This window comes from Kitasatospora sp. NPDC004272, from assembly GCF_053603035.1.
This window is the reverse complement of the sequence record NZ_JBSGET010000158.1, coordinates 1-19,226: the sequence shown is the minus strand read 5'-3', so window position 1 is coordinate 19,226 and position 19,226 is coordinate 1. Positions and strand designations below refer to the sequence as shown.

The following is a 19,226-nucleotide window of genomic DNA, read 5'->3' as shown; positions in this document are numbered from 1 at the left end:
GGGGGTGGCGGGGGCCCGGGCGGGGGGGGGCCTTGTATGGGGGGGGGGGGGGGCCGGGCGGCGCCCCGGACCCTCTACCGGGAAGCTAGCCCGTACCGATCAGATGACCGGCTCGACACTCTCACCGGGCGCCCGACCGCTCACCCGTTCGGTCTCAAGGGCCGACTGCAGGATCACCACGGCGGCGGCCTGGTCGATCACCGAGCGGCCCTTCTTGGACGACCGCCCGGAGGCCCGCAGTCCGGCGGCGGCGGTGACCGTGGTCATCCGCTCGTCCACCAGCCGCACGCCGACCGGGTACAGCAGGCCGGCCAGCCGGCCCGCGTACTCGCGGACCTTGGCGGCGGCCGGGCCCTCCTTGCCGTTCAGCGAGCGCGGCAGGCCGACCACCACCTCGACGGCGTCGTACTCCTCGACGATCGCCTTCAGCCGGGCCTGCGAGCGGCCCCCGGCCGGGACGGTCTCCACCGGCGTGGCGATCAGCCCGTCGGGGTCGCAGACCGCGACCCCGATCCGGGCGTCACCCACGTCGACGGCGATCCGCCGGCCGCGCCGGAAGACCTTCTCCGGGGATGCGCTGTGCTCGTCACTCACGCGCGCTCGGCCACCAGCGCCCGCACGGCCTCGATGGCGTCCGCGACGGCGGCCGGGTTGCTGCCGCCGCCCTGCGCCACGTCGTCCTTGCCGCCACCGCCGCCGCCGAGGGTCTTGGCCGCGGCGCGGACCAGCTCGCCGGCCTTGATGCCGCGGCCGCGGGCGTCCTCGTTGGTGGCGATCACGGTCAGCGGGCGGTCGTTCGCGACGGTGAACGCGGCGACCACGGCCGGGCGGGAGCCGAGCCGGGCCCGGACGTCCAGCACCAGCTTGCGCAGCTCGTCCGCGCCGGTGCCGTCCCCGACCCGGGCGGCGACCAGGGCCACGCCCCGGACGTCCTCGGCGCCCTCGGCCAGGCCGGCCGCGGCCGCGAGGACCTTCTCCGCGCGGAACTTCTCGATCTCCTTCTCGGCGTCCTTGAGCTTGCCGAGCATCGCGGAGACCTTCTCCGGCAGCTCCTCCGGGCGGCCCTTGACCAGTTCGGTCAGCTGGGCGACCACGGTGTGCTCGCGGGCCAGGAACTTGTACGCGTCCACGCCGACCAGCGCCTCGACCCGGCGCACGCCGGAGCCGATCGAGGACTCGCCGAGCAGCTTCACCAGGCCCAGCTGGGCGGTGTTGCCGACGTGCGTGCCGCCGCACAGCTCCTTGGAGAAGTCGCCGATGGTGACCACGCGCACCGAGTCGCCGTACTTCTCGCCGAACATCGCGATGGCGCCCTGCTTGCGGGCCTGGTCCATCGTCATCACCTCGGCGGTGACGTCGAGTTCGCGGACCAGCACCTCGTTGATCTTCTGCTCGACGTCGGTCAGCACCGAGCCGGGGACGGCCGCGGGCGAGCCGAAGTCGAAGCGGAATCGGCCCGGCGCGTTCTCCGAACCGGCCTGGGCGGCGGTCGGGCCGAGCGCGTCGCGCAGCGCCTGGTGGGTCAGGTGGGTGGCCGAGTGGGCGCGCGAGACGGCCCGGCGGCGGTCGGTGTCGATGGTGGCGTACGCGGACGCGCCGAGCACCACCTCGCCGAACAGCACCCCGCCGGAGTGCACGATCACGCCGGGCACCGGCTGCTGCACGTCGCGGATCTCGACCACCGCGCCGGAGTCGAGGCGGATCCGGCCGTGGTCGGCGAGCTGGCCGCCGCCCTCGGCGTAGAACGGGGTCCGGTCGAGGACGATCTCGACCTCGTCGCCCTCGGTGGCGGCCGGCGAGGGGGTGCCGTCCACCAGCAGGCCGACCACGGTGGCCTCGCCCTCGGTGTGGGCGTAGCCGGTGAAGACCGACGCGCCCGCCTCATCGGCGACCGCGCGGTACGCGGCGACGTCGGCGTGGCCCATCTTCTTCGCCTTGGCGTCGGCCTTGGCGCGGTCGCGCTGCTCCTGCATCAGGCGGCGGAAGCCGGCCTCGTCGACCTGGAGGCCCTGCTCCTCGGCCATCTCCAGGGTCAGGTCGATCGGGAAGCCGTAGGTGTCGTGCAGCTTGAACGCCTGCTCGCCGGAGAGCACCGCGCCGCCGGACTGCTTGGTGTCGGTGACCGCGGCGTCCAGCAGGCTGGTGCCGGAGCGCAGGGTCTGCAGGAAGGCGTTCTCCTCGGCGACCACGACCGTCTCGATCCGCTTGCGGTCGCTCTCCAGCTCCGGGTACTGCGGGGCCATCGCCTTGATCGAGACGTCGATCAGGTCCTTGGCGACCGGCTCGGTGGCGCCCAGCAGCCGCATGTTGCGGATCGCCCGGCGCAGGATGCGGCGCAGCACGTAGCCGCGGCCCTCGTTGCCGGGGGTGACGCCGTCGCCGACCAGCATCAGCGCGGTGCGGAAGTGGTCGGTGACCACGCGCAGCGAGACGTCCGACTTGTGGTCGGCGCCGTAGGTGTGGCCGGTGAGCTCGGCGGCGCGGTCGAGGATCATCCGCGAGGTGTCGATCTCGAAGAGGTTGTCGACGCCCTGCAGGACGGCGGCGAGGCGCTCCAGGCCGAGGCCGGTGTCGATGTTCTTGCTCGGCAGGTCGCCGAGGATCTCGAACCCGTCCTTGCCGTCGCCGTGGCCGCGCTCGTACTGCATGAAGACCAGGTTCCAGATCTCCAGGTAGCGCTCGCCGTTGACCGCCGGGCCGCCCTCCTCGCCGTACGCGGGGCCGCGGTCGTAGTTGATCTCCGAGCACGGGCCGCACGGGCCGGGGACGCCCATCGACCAGAAGTTGTCCTTCATGCCCAGGCGCTGGATCCGCTCGGACGGGACGCCGATCACCTCGCGCCAGATCTGCTCGGCCTCGTCGTCGTCCTGGTAGACGGTGATCCAGAGCTTCTCCGGCTCCAGGCCGTAGCCGCCGTCCGCCACCGGGCTGGTCAGCAGCTCCCAGGCGAACTTGATGGCGCCTTCCTTGAAGTAGTCGCCGAACGAGAAGTTGCCGCACATCTGGAAGAAGGAGCCGTGCCGGGTGGTCTTCCCGACCTCCTCGATGTCCAGGGTGCGCACGCACTTCTGCACGCTGGTGGCGCGCGAGAACTGCGGCTTGATCTCACCCAGGAAGTACGGCTTGAAGGGCACCATGCCGGCGTTGACCAGCAGCAGGGTGGGGTCGTCGGCGACCAGCGAGGCCGACGGTACGACGGTGTGGCCGCGCTCCTCGAAGAAGCGCAGCCAGCGGCGGCGGATCTCTGCCGACTCCATCAGTGGGGGTCCTTCCGATCGGTCGTGCGGCCCGGCAGCTCGCGCTGTCGGGGCTTGGCAACGATGGTCTGGGGGGTGGTGCGGCGCTCGGTGCGCGGGGACGGGGGCAGGGCGGCGGCCGGGGAACCCGGGGCCGCCGAGATAGCTCGGTCCCCGTCGTCGGCGGCGGCCGACCCGCTCAGCGCCCGGCGGCGCGGCGGCTCGACCACCGCGGTGCCGTCCAGGCCGAGGTCGGCGCGCAGCTCGCGCTCGCGCTCGTCCATGCCGGAGCGGACCTCCAGGGCGAAGCGCTTGGCGGCGTCGCCGAACCGGAGGGCGCCGCGGGCGGCGGTGCCGGACAGCGAGTCCGGGGTGAGGCGGTGCACCGCCTCGTTGGCCTTGTTCATGGCCCAGACCGTGGCGCCCGCGCCGACGGCCATCCAGAAGATGCGTCGTACCACTGCGTTCAGCCCCTCACGGCCCGGCGGACCTTGGCCAGCAGCCCGCGGCGCGGCGCCGCCTGGGCCCGCACCTCGGCCCGGATCATCCGGGCCAACTCCTCGCGCTCAGCTGCCTGTTGGGGCAGCGTGGCCGCCCCGGCCCGCTGCCGGGCGACCGCCTTGCGGACGCCGTGGCTGAACGCGGCCACCTTCACCAGCGGGCCGCCCAGCGTCGCGGCCACGGTGGACGACAGCGCCTTGGCGTCGGCCGCCGCGTCCTGCACGTTGGCGGTGATCTCGTCGACCCGCTCCAGCTGCTCGTGCGCGCTGCGGACCGCGGCGTTCGCGTCCCGCAGCAGCGGCACGGCCTGCTCGGTGACGGCGGCGACCAGCACGGTCGCCTCCCGCAGCACCTTGGACAGCCGCACCAGCACCACGGCGAGCAAGGTGACCAGGACCGCCCAGAAGACGGCGACCAGCAGCCCGGCCAGCTCTCCCACGGACACCTTCGCGCGCTCCCTCGCCTGTGCTTGCGTAAGTTGGATAACTTCCGCTAAACCCTATCGCGCCGACGGCCCGTTCCCCGACCGGTATATCCACCGGTGGGCCCGCCCCGGCCCGGCCGGACGTGCGAGCACCGCGCGTAACCTACCGCCAGGTCGCCTCGTTGGGGGTTTGGCTCGCGGAGCGCGGGTCGGCGGGTTGCGGGTTTCCCAGCGACGGGGGCGTCCATGGAGAGCAGGTCGGCAGCGCCGCGGAACCGGGGCCGGCTCCCCGCCGAGACCACCAGCTTCGTCGGCCGGGCCGCCGAACTCGACGCGCTGGCGGCCCTGGTCGGCCGGGCCCGGCTGGTCACGGTGACCGGGCCGGGCGGGGTCGGCAAGTCCCGGCTGGCCCTGCGCGCCGCCGCCCGGCTGGCCGACGGGTTCCCGGACGGCGCGCACCTGGCCGAGGTCGCCCCGGTGCAGGACCCGCTGCTGCTGGGCCACGCCGTGCTGGAGGCGCTCCGGCTGACCGACCACACCGCCCGGCCGCCGCTGGACGTCCTGGTCGAGCAACTCGCCGACCGCGAGGCCCTGTTGGTGCTGGACGGCTGCGAGCACCTGGTCGACGCCTGCGCCGAGCTGGTGGACGCGCTGCTGCGCGCCGCCCCCGGCCTGCGGGTGCTCGCCACCTCCCGGCAGTCGCTGCGCACCGCGGGCGAGCACCTGCTGCCGCTCGCCCCGCTGCCCTACCGGCCGTCCGGCGGCCGGGCCGAGGCGGAGGCGGTGCTGCTGTTCGCCGACCGGGCCGCCGCGGTGCTGCCGGGCTTCCGGCTGGAGCCCGGCAACCGGGACGGGGTGGCGCTGCTGTGCCGCCGGCTGGACGGCATCCCGCTGGCCCTGGAGCTGGCCGCGGGCCGGCTGCGCGCGCTGTCCGTGGAGCAGTTGACCGCCCGCCTGGAGGACCGCTTCCGGCTGCTCACCGGCGGCGACCGGACGGCCCCGGCCCGGCACCACACGCTGCGCACCGCGATCGGCTGGAGCCACGAACTCTGCACCATGAAGGAACGTTTACTCTGGGCCCGCCTCTCGGTCTTCGCCGGCGGCTTCGACCTGGACTCCGCCGAGTACGTCTGCGCCGGGCACGGCCTGGACGCCGACGAGGTGCTGGAACTGGTCGAGTCGCTGGTCGACAAGTCCGTCCTGGAGCGCCTCGACGGCGACGGCACCGTCCGCTTCCGGATGCTCGACACCCTGCGCGAGTACGGCGCGCACTGGCTGCGGGCGGGCGGCGACCGGCCGCGGCTGCTGCGCCGCCACCGCGACTGGTACCTCGGCGTCGCCACCTGGGGCGAGGTCGAGTGGTTCGGCCCCCGGCAGGCCGAGACCGCCGAGCGCACCCGGCTCGCCCACGCCAACCTGCGCGCCGCGCTGGAGTTCTCGCTCGCCGAGCCCGGCGAGGAGCAGCCGGCCCTCGTGCTGGCCGGCACCCTCTGGTACTTCTGGGTCGGCACCGGCCACCTCGGCGAGGGCCGGCACTGGCTCGACCGCGCCCTCGCGCTGGCCCCCGAACCCACCGACGCCCGGGCCAAGGCGCTCTGGGTCACCGGCTACCTGGCCACCCTGCAGGGCGACCTGCACCGGGCCCGCCCGGTCCTGGAGGAGTGCCGCCGGCAGGCCCTGGAGACCGGCGACGACCGGGCCCTGGCCTACGCCGTCCACCGGCAGGGCTGCGCCGCCCTGATCGGCGACGAACCGGCCCGCGCCGCCGAGCTGTTCGAGGAGGCGCTGTGGCACTACGACGCGCTCGGCGAGCTCAACTCCAACGTCCTGATGGCGATGTTCGAACTCGCCCTCGCCCACCTCTTCCAGGGCGACGAGGAGAACGGCCTGGCCTGGATGGAGCGGGTCCGGGAGACCTGCGAGGAGCACGGCGAGCAGTGGGCGTACGGGTACTGCCTGTACGCGATGGCCTTCGCCCGGCGGCAGGGCGGCGACCTGCGGCTGGCCCGGTCACTGGCCCGCGAGTCGATGCGGCTCAACCACCTGTTCCGCGACCTGCTGGGCATCGTGCTGGCGATGGACCTGCTGGCGCTGCTGGCCACCGAGGGCCCGGACGCCGACCTGGGCGAGGCCCGGGTGCTGCAGGGCGCCGCGCACCGGCTCTGGCGGGCGGTCGGCACCCCGTTCTTCGGCTCCCGCTCGTTCAACGGCCCGCACCTGGAGGGTGCGCGGCGCGCCCGCGACGGCCTGACCGAGCAGGAGTACGAGGCGGCCTTCCGGCTCGGGGCCCGGCTCGACCTGGACGCCGCGGTGGGCCGCGCCCTGGGCGACGGCGGCCCGGGGCCGGAACGGGAAACGCCCCCGCGGTCCGAGGACCGTGGGGGCGTTCCGCTCGCGGGTCAGCGCGAGTAGTACTCGACGACGAGCTGCTCGTCGCAGACGACCGGAACCTCGCGGCGCTGCGGCGCGCGGTCCAGGCGGAAGGCCAGGGCCTTCAGGTTGACCTCAAGGTACTTCGGGGTCTGGCCCTCGCCGGCGTTGCCGCCCTCGCGAGCCACCTGGAAGGGGACCTTCTCCTTGGACTTTTCCTTCACCGTGACGACGTAGCCCGGCTTCAGCTGGAACGACGGCTTGTTGACCTTCGAGCCGTTGACCTCGATGTGACCGTGCACGACCATCTGGCGGGCCTGGTAGATGGTGCGGGCGATGCCCGAACGCAGGACCAGGGCGTCGAGGCGGACCTCAAGCAGGCCGACGAGCGCCTCGCCCGTCTTGCCCTCGACCTTCTTGGCGGCCTCGAAGGCACGCGCCATCTGCTTCTCGCTGAGGTCGTACTGCGCGCGCAGACGCTGCTTCTCGGTCAGACGGACCTTGTAGTCAGAGTTCTGCTTGCGGCCGCGGCCGTGCTGGCCGGGCGGGTACGGGCGGGCCTCGAAGTACTTGACGGACTTCGGGGTCAGCGGAACGCCGAGAGCACGGGCGATCTTGACCTTGGGGCGCTTCTGGTTCGCCATGTTTCCTTTTCCTGTTCAGATACGGCTGTCACCAGGTGTTGACGGAGGACGCTCCTCGCGGTCCGGAGAAAAACCGCCCGTTGCCGGACGGTCAGCCGCTCTCCGCGACCGGGCACTACGTGCTTGCACACGGGGGCCCACGACCGGTGAGGGTGGTGGACCGCCCGCGACACCGAAGACCGGTGCGCGCCGCTCCTGGGACCTCCCCAGCGGGAGGGCCCTGTTCGATGCCCCGCTGGTGCGGCCGGTCGCTCCTCACGGAACCCCGGGCCCGGGACACACTTCATTACTATACGGGATGCCCTATTCCCCCTTGAGCCGGGCCCTGGTCCACTCCGCGATGTCCGCGTACCGGGCCTCGCCGCCCCGCCTGGTCGGCTGGTAGTACTCCTTGCCGTGCACCGCGTCCGGCGCGTACTGCTGCGCGGCGATGCCCTCCGGCAGGTCGTGCGGGTACTGGTAGCCCTTGCCGTGCCCGAGCTTCTTCGCCCCGCCGTAGTGCGCGTCCCGCAGGTGCGCCGGCACCGCGCCGGCCGCGCCCTGCCGGACGTCCGCCAGGGCGGCGTCGATGGCCAGGTAGGCGGCGTTCGACTTGGGCGCCAGGGCCAGCGCGATCGCCGCCTGGGAGAGGATGATCCGGGCCTCCGGGAAGCCGATCAGCGCGACCGCCTGGGCGGCGGCCACCGCGGTGGGCAGCGCGGTCGGGTCGGCCAGGCCGACGTCCTCGCTGGCGGAGATCATCAGCCGGCGGGCGATGAACCGCGGGTCCTCCCCGGCCTCGATCATCCGGGCCAGGTAGTGCAGGGTGGCGTCCACGTCGCTGCCGCGGATCGACTTGATCAGCGCGCTCGCCACGTCGTAGTGCTGGTCGCCGTCCCGGTCGTAGCGCACCGCGGCCTGGTTGACCGCCGTCTCGGTGGCCGCCAGGGTGAGCACCCGCTCGCCCTGCTCCAGCGCCGCCCCGGCCGCCGCCTCCAGGGTGGTCAGCGCCCGCCGGGCGTCGCCCCCGGCCAGCCGCACCAGGTGGTCCTCGGCCTCCGCGCTGAGCTCCACGCTGCCGCCCAGGCCCCGCTCGTCGGCGGTGGCGCGGCGCAGCAGGACCCGGACGTCCTCGTCGGTGAGGGACTCCAGGGTGAGCAGCAGGCTGCGCGAGAGCAGCGGGGAGATGATCGAGAAGTACGGGTTCTCGGTGGTCGCGGCGATCAGGGTGACCCAGCGGTTCTCCACCGCGGGCAGCAGCGAGTCCTGCTGGGCCTTGGAGAAGCGGTGGATCTCGTCCAGGAACAGCACGGTCTCCCGGCCGCTCATCCCGACCGCCCGGCGGGCCCCGTCGATCACCGCCCGGACCTCCTTGACGCCGTGCGTGATCGCCGAGAGCTCGACGAACCGGCCCTCCACCGCCCGGCTGATCACGTGCGCCAGCGTGGTCTTGCCCGTGCCGGGCGGCCCCCACAGGATCACCGAACTGGTGGCCGCCGGTCCCTTCGCCCCGGCGACCAGCCGGCGCAGCGGCGAGCCGTCCTTGAGCAGCTGCTGCTGGCCGGCCACCTCGTCCAGCGTCCGCGGCCGCATCCGCACCGCGAGCGGGGCGCGCCCCGGCTCGGTGCTCTGGCGTTCCTCGGCGGCGTGCGTGAAAAGGTCGGGCTCGTCCACGCCCCGAGCCTATGCGACGCCGCCGACAGCCCCGGCCCCCGCTCCTACTCGAAGCGCTCCGGGTCCCCCGCGCCGTAGCGGACGATCTCCGCCACGCCGTCCGAGAAGTCGACCACGGTGGTCGGCACCGTCCCGCAGTCGCCGGAGTCGACCACCGCGTCCAGGACGTGGTCGAGGCGTTCCTTGATCTCCCAGCCCTGGGTCATCGGCTCCTCCTCGTCGGGCAGCAGCAGGGTGCTGGAGACCAGGGGTTCGCCGAGTTCGGCCAGCAGGGCCTGGGTGACCGCGTGGTCGGGGATGCGGATGCCGACGGTCTTCTTCTTGGGGTGGAGCAGCCGGCGCGGCACCTCCTTGGTGGCGGGGAGGATGAAGGTGTAGCTGCCGGGGGTGGCGGCCTTGACCGCGCGGAAGACGTTGTTGTCAAGCTGGGCGAACTTGCCCAGCTGGGCGAAGTCCTGGCACATCAGGGTGAAGTGGTGGCGGTCGTCGAGCCGCCGGATGGTGCGGATCCGGTCGAGCCCGTCCCGGTTGTCCAACCGGCAGCCGAGCGCGAAACAGGAGTCGGTGGGGTACGCGATGAGGGCGCCGTCCCGGATGCTCGCCACCACGGTGGAGATGGTGCGCGGCTGGGGCGTCTCGGGGTGCACGTCGAAGTACTTCGCCATTGCTCGACCCTACTGCCCGGCCTGCGCCAGCACCGCCGCGGCGTGGTCGAAGACGTACTTCTGGAGGTCGCGCGGCGGCCGTCGGTAGCCGCGCGGCTCGGGGCGGGGCGGCAGGGTGACGGCGGGCTTGACCACCTCGTGGTAGGGGACGCTGGAGAGCAGGTGGGCGATCATGTTGATCCGGGCGCGGCGCTTGTCGTCGCTCTCGACGACGTTCCAGGGTGACTCGGGGATGTCGGTGTAGACGAACATCTCGTCCTTGGCCCGCGAGTAGTCCTCCCAGCGGGTGATGGACTCGACGTCCATCGGGGAGAGCTTCCACTGCCGCATCGGGTCGTCGAGCCGGTCGCGGAAGCGGCGCTCCTGTTCGACGTCGCTGACCGAGAACCAGTACTTGCGCAGCAGGATGCCGGCCTCGACCAGCATCCGTTCGAAGGTGGGGCACTGGTGCAGGAACTGCCAGTACTCCTCGTCGGTGCAGAAGCCCATCACCTTCTCGACGCCGGCCCGGTTGTACCAGGAGCGGTCGAACAGGACCATCTCGCCGGCCGCCGGGAGCTGCTCGGCGTAGCGCTGGAAGTACCACTGTCCGCGCTGGCGCTCGGTGGGGGCGGGGAGGGCGGCGATCCGGGCGATCCGGGGGTTGAGGTACTCGGTGACCCGCTTGATCGCGCCGCCCTTGCCCGCCGCGTCGCGGCCCTCGAAGACGACCACCATCCGGACGCCCTCGGTGCGGACCCACTCCTGCAGCTTGACCAGTTCGCGCTGGAGGCGGAGCAGCTCGTCCTCGTAGAGCTTCTTGGGCATCCGCTTGGCCCTGCGGGCCTTCTTGCCCGCCCCGCCGTCCTTCGCCGCCCGGCCGTCCTTGCCCGCCCCGCCACCCGCTGCTGCCGCCACTGCGTGCCTCCGCTCACCGTGCCGTTGACGATCCCCCAGGCTAGGCCGCCGCGGGCGCCGGCGCAGGTCGAGCGGCCTCCCCCGGACGGGCACCGGCGGTCCCCCGTGCCGCCGGTGCCCCTCGCGCCGGGGAAGGCCGGACAACTGTGCGACACCCCGGGCGGCCGGGTCCAATGCCTTGGTCCATAACCTGGGGGCATGGACGTGGACACCCGGATGTTGCGCTACTTGACGGTGGTGGGCGAGGAGGGCCAGCTGACCGCGGCCGCGGCCCGGCTGGGGGTGAGCCAGCCGACGCTGACCAAGCAACTACGTTCGCTGGAGCAGCAGTTGGGGGTGGAGCTGTTCCGGCGCTCGCGGGCCGGGACGGTGCCGACCGCGGCGGGCGCGGAGTTGCTGGCGCGCGCCGGGGGGCTGCTGGCGGGCTGGGAGGAGGCGCTCCGGGCGACCCGGCGGGCGGCGGCGGAGGCCGGCGGGGAGCTGCGGGTGGGCTTCGAGGGCTCGACGATCAACCTGCTGGGCCGGGCCGCGGCGGAGGACTTCGCCCGCCGGATGCCGGGCTGGCGGGTGCGGATGCGGCAGAACAACTGGTTCGACGAATCGTCCGGCCTGGCCTCGGGCGAGCTGGACCTGGCGCTGTGGCACGCCCCGGCGTCGATGGCCGAGCGGTACGCGCACGTGCCGCTGGGCACCGAGGAGCGCTGGGTGGTGCTGGCGGCCGACCACCGGCTGGCGGCCCGGCACGAGGTGGACGCGGCGGAGCTGTGGGACGAGCCGTTCGTGGCGGTCCCGGAGCAGGCCGGGGTGTGGCGGGACTACTGGCTGGGCGCGCCGGACCGCGGCGAGCGGCCGGTGCGGATCGGGGCGGTGGCGCACAACTCGGACGAGTGGATGGCCGCGGTGGCCTGCGGGCAGGGGGTGGGCTTCGCGCCGCGCGCGGTGGGCCGCTGGGCGGGCCGTCCGGACGTGCGCTGCCTGCCGGTGCGCGGGCTGAGCCCGAGCCTGGTGGGGCTGTTCCGGCTGCCGGGCGCGGTGGCGACCCCGGCCATGGAGGCGTTCGCGGAGTCCTGCCGGCTGCACCTGGAGGTGCAGTTCCGGGCGACCGGTGGCGGCCGGTCGACCACGGACCCCGGCGCTCAGACCTCCGCGAACGGCGCGGGGTAGCGGCACACGCCGTGCGGGACGCCGTCGGCGCCGGGCAGCGGCAGGGCCTGGAAGTACCCGTCGGGGACGTCGAACGGGCCGGTGATCCGGTGCCCGGAGGCGGGGGCGAAGCCGAACCGGCCGTAGTAGCCCGGGTCGCCGAGCACCACCACGACGCGCTCGCCGGCCTCGGCGGCGGCCGCCAGCGCGGCCCGCACCACGGCGGTGCCGACGCCCTTGCGCTGCCACTCGGGCGCGACCGCGACGGGCGCGAGGGCAAGCCCCTTGCCGTTGCCGATCTTCAGCCGGGTGAGCAGCGCGTGGCCGATGACCACTTCGCGTTCGTCCACCGCGACCAGGGACAGTGCGGGCAGCCAGGCGGCGTCGCGGCGCAGCGCGTCCACCAGGTCCGCCTCTTCGGGGCCTGGGAAGGCCGCCATGTGCACCCGCCGGGTCTCGGCGGTGTCGGTGGGGAGTTCAACTCTGGTCCGTACGGTCATCCTCGACCCTTCTTGCGCTCTGCACCCCGTTGTGCAGCGTCCGGGGGGTGCAGCATTCCGGCCCCGGGCGGTGGCAGCCTACTCCTGGTGGGCGCGCACCGGCCGGGGCCGGAACAAATCGTGATCTTTGTGATGCCCCGTCAGAATCCGGCGTCCGTCCGGGGACGGTCGGGCGGCGGTCCGACGGGGATCGTGACGGCGCGTCAGGCGGTGGGCTCGGCCTCGGCCTTGGCGGCGTCCTTGTTCTCCTTGGCCTTGGGCTGGGCGTCCACGCCCGCCTCGCGGCGCTGGGCCGGAGTGATGGCGGTGGGGGCGCCGGTCAGCGGGTCGCCGCCGGTGGAGGTCTTCGGGAAGGCGATGACGTCCCGGATGGTGTCGTAGCCGCCCAGCAGGGTGACCACGCGGTCCAGGCCGAGCGCGATGCCGCCGTGCGGCGGCGGGCCGTAGTTGAAGGCGTCCAGCAGGAAGCCGAACTGGGAGGCGGCCTCCTCCTCGGACAGGCCGATCGCGTCGAACGCCCGCTTCTGCACGTCGCGCTGGTGGATTCGGATCGAACCGCCGCCCAGCTCCGAGCCGTTGAGCACCAGGTCGTACGCGTTGGAGAGCGCACTGCCCGGGTCGGTGTCGAAGGTGGCCAGCGACTCGGCGGTCGGCGCGGTGAACGGGTGGTGCACCGCGTGCCAGCCCTGGAACTCGCCCTTGTCGTCCTCGATCGGCTCGAACATCGGGAAGTCCACGACCCAGAGGAAGGCCCACTGGGACTCGTCGATCAGGTCGCAGCGGCGGCCGATCTCCAGGCGGGCGGCGCCGAGCAGCTCCTGCGAGGCGGTCTTCTTGCCGGCGGCGAAGAACACCGCGTCGCCGGGCTTGGCGCCGGCCGCGGCGGCCAGGCCGGCCAGGTGCTCCTCGGACAGGTTCTTGGCGACCGGGCCGCGCAGCTCGCCGGTCTCGGCGTCCACCAGGACGTAGGCGAGGCCGCGGGCGCCGCGGGCCTTGGCCCAGTCCTGCCAGGCGTCGAGCTGCTTGCGCGGCTGCGAGGCGCCGCCGGGCATCACGACCGCGCCGACGTACGGGGCCTGGAAGACCCGGAACTCGGTGCCCTTGAAGTACTCGGTGAGGTCGGTGAGTTCCTGGCCGAACCGGACGTCCGGCTTGTCGGAGCCGTAGCGGGACATCGCGTCGGCGTAGGAGAGGCGGGGCAGCGGGTTGGGGAGCTCGTACCCGTGCACCTCCTTCCAGATCCGGCCGACGATCTTCTCGCCGAGCGCCAGGACGTCCTCCTGGTCGACGAAGGACGCCTCGATGTCCAGCTGGGTGAACTCCGGCTGCCGGTCGGCGCGGAAGTCCTCGTCGCGGAAGCAGCGGGCGATCTGGTAGTAGCGCTCCATGCCGGCCACCATCAGCAGCTGCTTGAACAGCTGCGGGGACTGCGGCAGGGCGTACCAGTGGCCCGGCTGGAGGCGGACCGGGACGAGGAAGTCGCGGGCGCCCTCGGGGGTGGAGCGGGTCAGGTACGGGGTCTCGATGTCGAGGTAGTCGTTCTCCTCCATCACCGTGCGGATGATGTGGTTGACCTTCGAGCGCAGCCGCAGCGCGCGGGCCGGGCCCTCGCGGCGCAGGTCGAGGTAGCGGTAGCGCAGCCGCACCTCCTCGTTGACCGAACCGGGCTCGTACTCGGCGACCTGGAACGGCAGCGGCGCGGCCTCGGAGAGCACCTCGATGGACTCGACCACGACCTCGACCGCGCCGGTCGGGATCTCCGGGTTCTCGTTGCCCTCGGGGCGGACCCGGACCTCGCCGATCACCTTGACGCAGTACTCGGAGCGCAGCCCGTGCACCGACTCCAGGTCGCGGACCACGACCTGGACGGTGCCCGAGGCGTCCCGCAGGTCGATGAAGGCCACGCCGCCGTGGTCGCGGCGGCGGGCCACCCAGCCGGCCAGGGTGACGGTGGTGCCGGCGTGCTCCGCGCGGAGCGTGCCCGCGTCGTGCGTGCGGATCACAGCTGCTTCTCCTTCAGGGTGGTGACGAGCGCCTCAAGGGCGACGGGGGTCTGCTCGCCGGTGGTCATGTCCTTGAGCTGGACGACGCCCTCGGCGAGGTCCCGGTCGCCGGCGATCAGCGCGTAGCGGGCGCCGGAGCGGTCGGCGGACTTCATGGCGTTCTTGATGCTCTTGACGCCGAACGCCAAGTCGGTGGCCACGCCGGCCCGGCGCAGCTCCACCACCTTGGCGAACAGCACGTTCTTGGCCTCCTCGCCGAGCGCGACGGCGTACACGGAGGTCGCGGCGGGCAGGTCGAGGGAGACGCCCTCGGCCTCCAGCGCGAGGTAGGTGCGGTCCACGCCGAGCGCCCAGCCGACCGAGGGCAGCGCCGGGCCGCCGATCATCTCGGACAGGCCGTCGTAGCGGCCGCCGCCGCCGATCGCGGACTGCGCGCCCAGGCCGTCGTGCACGAACTCGAAGGTGGTCCGGGTGTAGTAGTCCAGGCCGCGGACCAGCTTGGGGTCGTCGACGAAGGCCACGCCGTTGGCGGTGAGCAGCTCGCGCACCTTCTCGTCGTACGCCTTGCAGTCCTCGCACAGGTAGTCGCGCAGCTTGGGCGCGTCCCCGAGCTGGGCCTGCACCGACTCGCGCTTGTCGTCCAGCACGCGCAGCGGGTTGATCCCCGCGCGGCGGCGGGTCTCCTCGTCCAGGTCGAGGCCAGCCAGGAACTCGACCAGCGCGGCCCGGTAGACCGGCCGGCACTGCTTGTCGCCGAGCGAGTTGAGCAGCAGCCGGTAGTCGCGCACCCCGAGCGAGCGGAAGGCGTCGTCGGCCAGGATGATCAACTCGGCGTCCAGCGCCGGGTCCTCCGCGCCGATCGCCTCCGCGCCGACCTGCGCGAACTGGCGGTAGCGGCCCTTCTGGGCGCGCTCGTAGCGGTAGTACGAGCCGGAGTACCAGAGCTTGACCGGCAGGTTGCCCTGCTTGTGCAGGTTGGCCTGGAGCGCGGCGCGCAGGACCGAGGCGGTGCCCTCGGGGCGCAGCGCGAGCTCGTCGCCGCCCTTGGTGGTGAGGTTGTACATCTCCTTGGTGACGATGTCGGTGGACTCGCCGACACCGCGGGAGAACAGCTTGACGTCCTCGAAGACCGGGGTCTCGATGTACCCGTAGCCGGCGCGCCGGGCGGGCGCGGACAGGCGCTCGCGGATCGCCAGGAAGGTCGCCGACTCGGGCGGGAGCAGGTCGTAGGTGCCCTTGGGGGCGGTGAAGGTGCTCAACTTCTCTTCCGTCACATTCCTCGTCGCGGGAAGGCCGGTGCGCCCTGCGCACCGCCCGCCTGCTGGAGGTAGGGGTTGGTGGCGCGCTCTCGGCCGATGGTGGTCTGGGAGCCGTGGCCGGAGAGCACCACGGTCGCGTCGTCGAGGGGCAGGCACACCCGGGCCAGCGAGCGCATGATCGCCGCGCTGTCTCCGCCCGGGAGGTCGGTACGCCCGATGGAGCCGGCGAACAGCAGGTCGCCCGAGAACAGCACCGGCGGAACCTCTGCCGACGCGGGCGTCCTGAACGTCACCGACCCCCCGGTATGGCCGGGGGCGTGGTCGACGGTGAGGTGCAGCCCGGCGAGCTCCAGCACGCCGCCGTCGGTCAACTCGCGGACGTCGTCCGGCTCGCCGACGGTGATCGATCCCATCAGCTGCTGCCCGAGCGAGCGGCCGAGGCCCTTCTCCGGGTCGGCCAGCATGTAGCGGTCCTCGGGGTGGATCCAGGCCGGCACGCCGCGCGCGCCGCAGACCGGGACGACCGAGGCGACGTGGTCGATGTGCCCGTGGGTGAGCAGCACCGCGACCGGCTTGAGCCGGTGCTCGCGGATCAACTCCTCGACGCCGGCCGCCGCTTCGTGGCCCGGATCGACGATCACGCACTCCTCGCCGGCGGCGGGTGCGACCAGGTAGCAGTTGGTGCCCCAGGCCCCGGCGGGGAATCCGGCGACGAACACGCGAGTCCTTACGTTTCATGGCGGCGGTCTGCTTTTCCCCCGCAGCCTACCGGCGGCACCGGGCCGCGGGCGAACCGGTTACCTGGCGCGTTCAGCCCTTTCTCATGTCGTGCTGATCCCGTACTGACGCGCGGGGTCCTTACACTTGGCCGCCGACGGGTGCGATGATCCGCACGCGACAACAGCAACTCCCCCACACCCCACAGCCCAGGAGAGACGTCCGGTGGTCAGCAGCGAACAGCGGCGGCGGCAGCTCGCCCGTGACAAGTACGAGCGCCAGGTGCAGGCGCGCGCCGAGGCGGCCGTCAAGCGCAAGAAGCGCAACGCGGTCGTCGCCTCGGTCCTGGCCGTCCTGGTGATCGCCGGCGTCGCGACCGTGGCCGGCGGCGTGTTCGACTCGGACAAGAAGGACGACAAGGCCGCCTCGGCCGCCCCGGTCCCCTCCTCGTCCGCCACCGGCAAGCAGTGGGCCGCCGAGCCCGCGATGTCGATCGACACCGCGGCCAAGTACACCGCGAAGATCGCGACCTCGCAGGGCGACGTCACCCTCTCGCTGGACGCCGCGAAGGCGCCGCACACCGTCAACTCCTTCGTGTTCCTGGCCGGTCAGCAGTTCTGGGACGGCACGAAGTGCCACCGCCTGACCACGGAGGGCATCTACGTCCTGCAGTGCGGCGACCCGACCGGCACCGGCCGGGGCGGCCCGGGCTACCAGTTCGCCGACGAGAACCTGGAGGGCGCCACCTACCCGGCGGGCACCGTGGCGATGGCCAACTCCGGCGCCAACACCAACGGCAGCCAGTTCTTCCTGGTCTACCAGGACACCCAACTGCCCCCCAGCTACACCCCGTTCGGCACCATCACCGGCGGCATGGACGTGCTGAAGAAGATCGCCGAGGCCGGGGCCGAGGGCACCGGCGGCGACGGTGCGCCCAAGCTCCCGGTGAACATCAGCAGCATCACCACCGCCAAGGGCTGACCCGCCGCGAAAATCGACCGGCGCCGGATGCGGACAGCACCGGCGCTGGTCGCCTATGTTGCTGTTGTATAGGGTGCCCTGACCGTCGGCCGTCACCCTCGGCACCACTCAACGACGGCTCGGGACGGCGGACTCCATCGGTCCGCCGCACATCAACTGTGGACGACGCTCCCGCCCGTGGGCGTGGCGTCATGTGGAGGAGGCGCTGTGAGCAGCGACCCGTGGGGCCGTGTCGACGAGCAGGGGAACGTCTACGTGAGGACGGCCGACGGCGAACGCCAGGTCGGCTCCTGGCAGGCCGGCTCCCCGGAGGAGGCCCTCGCCTACTTCGAGCGCAAGTTCCAGGGCCTGGAGGCGGAGACCGCCCTCCTGGAGCACCGGGTGCGCAAGACCGACCTGGCCGCCAAGGAGGCGCAGGCCGCGCTCGACCACCTGCGCGCGCAGGTCACCGAGGCGCACGCGGTCGGCGACCTGGCCGCGCTGGCCGCCCGCCTGGAGACCCTGGCCGGCGAGATCGAGACCCGGCAGACCGAGCGCAAGGCCGCCCGGGCCAAGGCCCAGGAGGAGACCCGCGCCGCCAAGGAGGCGCTGGTCGCCGAGGCCGAGCAGCTCGCCGAGTCCAACCAGTGGCGGGAGGCCGGCGACCGGCTGCGCGCCCTGGTCGACAACTGGAAGGCGCTGCCGCGGCTGGACCGCAAGAGCGACGACGAGCTGTGGCACCGCTTCTCGCACGCCCGCTCGGTGTTCTCCAAGCACCGCAAGGCGCACTTCGCGGCGCTCGACTCGGAGCGCGAGTCGGCCCGTTCGGTGAAGGAGAAGCTGGTCGCCCAGGCCGAGGCGCTGTCCGGCTCCACCGAGTGGGGTCCGACCGCCGCCGCCTACCGCGACCTGATGACCCAGTGGAAGGCCGCCGGCCGCGCCCAGCGGGACGCCGAGGAGGAGCTGTGGGCCCGCTTCCGCGGCGCCCAGGACGTCTTCTTCCAGGCCCGGTCCGGCGCGTTCTCCGAGCGCGACGCCGAGCAGGGCGAGAACCAGAAGGCCAAGGAGGCGCTGCTGGTCGAGGCCGAGGCGATCCTGCCGATCACCGACCTGAAGGCCGCCAAGGCCGCGCTGCGCGGCGTCTCCGAGCGCTGGGAGGCCATCGGCCACGTCCCGCGCGACGCCCGTCCGAAGCTGGACGGCCGGCTGAGCGCGGTGGAGCGCGCCGTCCGCGAGGCCGAGGAGGCCGAGTGGCAGCGCTCCAACCCGGAGGCGCGGGCCCGGGCCACCGGCATGACCGCCCTGCTGCAGGCCGCCGTGGACAAGCTCCGCGCCGACCTGGACAAGGCCCGGGCGGCGGGCAACGCGTCCAGGGCCGCCAAGCTGGAGGCCGAGCTGGAGGGCCGCCAGGCGCTGCTGGACCAGGCGCAGAAGTCGCTGCAGGAGTTCACCTCCTGACCCGGTGACCGTGCGGAGGGCCCCCGTCCGGTGCGGACGGGGGCCCTTCGCACGCTCAGCCCCTCCGCGCGCTCAGCCCCTCCGCGCGCTCGACCCCTCCGCGCGCTCAGACCACGCTGGCGGTGGGGGCGGGCGACTGCAGCTGGTCCAGGTCGAGGCTCTGGTCGGGCCCGGGGGTGGCGCTGGGCACCGGGGTGCCGAAGTCGGCGAACTCGACCGCCCCGGTGGCCTTCTCCAGCTTCAGCGGGACGGGCGAGCCGGTGGTGGCCACGTACATGGTGCCGGTGCCGGTGCCGGAGTCGGCGGTCAGGGTGAGCGCCGGGCGGCCGGCCACCGTGGTCGGGGCGCCCTTGGCCAGGCCGCCCCCGGCGCTGCCGAGGCTGTCGGCCAGCGCGCCCAGGTCGCACAGGCTGCCGATCTCGCCGAAGTCCGGGTCGTCGCTGGTGGTCTTCAGGTAGCGGTCGCCGACCAGCTGGGCCATCGCCTCGCCGCCGTGGCCCTGCCAGAACTCCCGGTCCGGCTTGACCCACAGGTCCGTCCCGGCCTTGACCACCTGGAAGCTGCCGGTGCCGCTCTGGCTGAGCGTGCCGGTGCAGTCGCCCGAGGTGTCCATCCGCAGGTCCATGTCGATCCGCGCCCCCTCGCCGGCCACCGAGCCGGTCGCCCGGACCGCGCCGGCGCCCTTGAGGGCCTGCACCGCCCGCTGCAGCACCTGGTCGGCGGGCAGCTGCGCCACCCCGTTGTCCCCGGCCGCGGTGGCCGCCGCCGCGGACGCCGTCACCGCGCTGCCGGTGGC

At 73.3% G+C, this 19,226-nt stretch carries 17 protein-coding genes; 4 read left to right on the top strand and 13 right to left on the bottom strand.

Annotated features, from left to right (window positions below):
• Window positions 1-99: 99 nt before the first annotated feature.
• From ruvX to ACWEO5_RS33220, 4 genes are read right to left on the bottom strand one after another with little or no spacing between them, the layout of a single operon-like run.
• On the bottom strand, window positions 100-594 hold the full coding sequence (ruvX, locus tag ACWEO5_RS33235) for a Holliday junction resolvase RuvX (protein ID WP_452165854.1): 495 nt from the start codon (window positions 592-594) through the stop codon (window positions 100-102).
• Entirely contained in the window at window positions 591-3,257 is a 2,667-nt protein-coding gene (gene alaS, locus ACWEO5_RS33230) for an alanine--tRNA ligase (RefSeq protein WP_344551453.1), read from the bottom strand. The genes ruvX and alaS overlap by 4 nt, the downstream gene beginning before the upstream one ends.
• A complete protein-coding gene (locus ACWEO5_RS33225) occupies window positions 3,257-3,697 on the bottom strand; it encodes a DUF6167 family protein (RefSeq protein ID WP_344551454.1) in 441 nt (146 codons plus the stop codon). Before ACWEO5_RS33225 ends, alaS begins: the two co-directional genes overlap by 1 nt.
• Before the next feature lie 5 nt (window positions 3,698-3,702).
• Window positions 3,703-4,182 (bottom strand): DUF948 domain-containing protein, encoded by a 480-nt coding sequence (locus ACWEO5_RS33220; protein WP_452165853.1) that lies wholly within the window; start codon window positions 4,180-4,182, stop codon window positions 3,703-3,705.
• Between the two features lie 225 nt (window positions 4,183-4,407).
• Here ACWEO5_RS33220 and ACWEO5_RS33215 point away from each other — a divergent pair, with 225 nt between their 5' ends.
• Window positions 4,408-6,573 (top strand): ATP-binding protein, encoded by a 2,166-nt coding sequence (locus tag ACWEO5_RS33215; RefSeq protein ID WP_452165852.1) that lies wholly within the window; start codon window positions 4,408-4,410, stop codon window positions 6,571-6,573.
• Here the strand turns inward: ACWEO5_RS33215 and rpsD are convergent.
• The 4 genes from rpsD to ppk2 all read right to left on the bottom strand — a co-directional run bounded on the left by rpsD (window position 6,561) and on the right by ppk2 (window position 10,300).
• Window positions 6,561-7,175 (bottom strand): 30S ribosomal protein S4, encoded by a 615-nt coding sequence (rpsD, locus tag ACWEO5_RS33210; RefSeq protein ID WP_344551457.1) that lies wholly within the window; start codon window positions 7,173-7,175, stop codon window positions 6,561-6,563. The genes ACWEO5_RS33215 and rpsD overlap by 13 nt on opposite strands.
• Before the next feature lie 303 nt (window positions 7,176-7,478).
• Window positions 7,479-8,828, bottom strand: coding sequence for a replication-associated recombination protein A (locus ACWEO5_RS33205; protein ID WP_452165851.1), 1,350 nt, complete (start codon window positions 8,826-8,828; stop codon window positions 7,479-7,481).
• Window positions 8,829-8,872: 44 nt separating this feature from the next.
• Window positions 8,873-9,493: an L-threonylcarbamoyladenylate synthase gene (locus tag ACWEO5_RS33200; RefSeq protein ID WP_344551459.1), complete on the bottom strand. Its 621-nt coding sequence runs from the start codon at window positions 9,491-9,493 to the stop codon at window positions 8,873-8,875.
• A gap of 9 nt (window positions 9,494-9,502) precedes the next feature.
• Window positions 9,503-10,300, bottom strand: coding sequence for a polyphosphate kinase 2 (gene ppk2, locus ACWEO5_RS33195; protein WP_452165855.1), 798 nt, complete (start codon window positions 10,298-10,300; stop codon window positions 9,503-9,505).
• 288 nt (window positions 10,301-10,588) lie between these two features.
• Here ppk2 and ACWEO5_RS33190 point away from each other — a divergent pair, with 288 nt between their 5' ends.
• Window positions 10,589-11,554, top strand: coding sequence for a LysR family transcriptional regulator (locus tag ACWEO5_RS33190; protein WP_452165850.1), 966 nt, complete (start codon window positions 10,589-10,591; stop codon window positions 11,552-11,554).
• On the opposite strand, the gene ACWEO5_RS33185 is transcribed toward ACWEO5_RS33190, so the two are convergent.
• The 4 genes from ACWEO5_RS33185 to ACWEO5_RS33170 form a co-directional block, all read right to left on the bottom strand.
• The gene (locus ACWEO5_RS33185) at window positions 11,527-12,033 is read right to left on the bottom strand and encodes a GNAT family N-acetyltransferase (RefSeq protein ID WP_344551461.1); all 507 of its coding nucleotides are present in this window, start codon (window positions 12,031-12,033) and stop codon (window positions 11,527-11,529) included. The genes ACWEO5_RS33190 and ACWEO5_RS33185 overlap by 28 nt on opposite strands.
• A gap of 203 nt (window positions 12,034-12,236) precedes the next feature.
• Window positions 12,237-14,036 carry an aspartate--tRNA ligase gene (gene aspS, locus ACWEO5_RS33180; protein ID WP_452165849.1) on the bottom strand — a complete coding sequence of 600 codons (1,800 nt, stop codon included), beginning with the start codon at window positions 14,034-14,036 and terminating at the stop codon, window positions 12,237-12,239.
• Complete coding sequence (gene hisS, locus ACWEO5_RS33175) at window positions 14,033-15,295, bottom strand: histidine--tRNA ligase (RefSeq protein ID WP_452165848.1); 1,263 nt, start codon at window positions 15,293-15,295, stop codon at window positions 14,033-14,035. Before hisS ends, aspS begins: the two co-directional genes overlap by 4 nt.
• 11 nt (window positions 15,296-15,306) lie before the next feature.
• Complete coding sequence (locus ACWEO5_RS33170) at window positions 15,307-16,014, bottom strand: MBL fold metallo-hydrolase (protein ID WP_344551464.1); 708 nt, start codon at window positions 16,012-16,014, stop codon at window positions 15,307-15,309.
• Window positions 16,015-16,237: 223 nt separating this feature from the next.
• Between ACWEO5_RS33170 and ACWEO5_RS33165 the strand changes: the two genes are divergently transcribed.
• Together ACWEO5_RS33165 and ACWEO5_RS33160 are read left to right on the top strand one after the other, a co-directional pair.
• Window positions 16,238-16,993, top strand: coding sequence for a peptidylprolyl isomerase (locus tag ACWEO5_RS33165; RefSeq protein WP_452165847.1), 756 nt, complete (start codon window positions 16,238-16,240; stop codon window positions 16,991-16,993).
• Between the two features lie 207 nt (window positions 16,994-17,200).
• The gene (locus tag ACWEO5_RS33160) at window positions 17,201-18,430 is read left to right on the top strand and encodes a DUF349 domain-containing protein (protein ID WP_344551466.1); all 1,230 of its coding nucleotides are present in this window, start codon (window positions 17,201-17,203) and stop codon (window positions 18,428-18,430) included.
• Window positions 18,431-18,536: 106 nt separating this feature from the next.
• On the opposite strand, the gene ACWEO5_RS33155 is transcribed toward ACWEO5_RS33160, so the two are convergent.
• A partial coding sequence (locus tag ACWEO5_RS33155) for a hypothetical protein (protein WP_452165846.1) occupies window positions 18,537-19,226 on the bottom strand: 690 nt, incomplete at its 5' end.

What these genes read in the sequence shown, in the direction of transcription:
- ACWEO5_RS33190 (WP_452165850.1), top strand. Translation starts at nt 10,589, where the DNA reads ATGGACGTGGACACCCGGATGTTGCGCTACTTGACGGTGGTGGGCGAG.
- ACWEO5_RS33215 (WP_452165852.1), top strand. Translation starts at nt 4,408, where the DNA reads ATGGAGAGCAGGTCGGCAGCGCCGCGGAACCGGGGCCGGCTCCCCGCC.
- ppk2 (WP_452165855.1), bottom strand. Translation starts at nt 10,300, where the DNA reads ATGCCCAAGAAGCTCTACGAGGACGAGCTGCTCCGCCTCCAGCGCGAA.
- rpsD (WP_344551457.1), bottom strand. Translation starts at nt 7,175, where the DNA reads ATGGCGAACCAGAAGCGCCCCAAGGTCAAGATCGCCCGTGCTCTCGGC.
- ACWEO5_RS33185 (WP_344551461.1), bottom strand. Translation starts at nt 12,033, where the DNA reads ATGACCGTACGGACCAGAGTTGAACTCCCCACCGACACCGCCGAGACC.
- alaS (WP_344551453.1), bottom strand. Translation starts at nt 3,257, where the DNA reads ATGGAGTCGGCAGAGATCCGCCGCCGCTGGCTGCGCTTCTTCGAGGAG.
- ACWEO5_RS33200 (WP_344551459.1), bottom strand. Translation starts at nt 9,493, where the DNA reads ATGGCGAAGTACTTCGACGTGCACCCCGAGACGCCCCAGCCGCGCACC.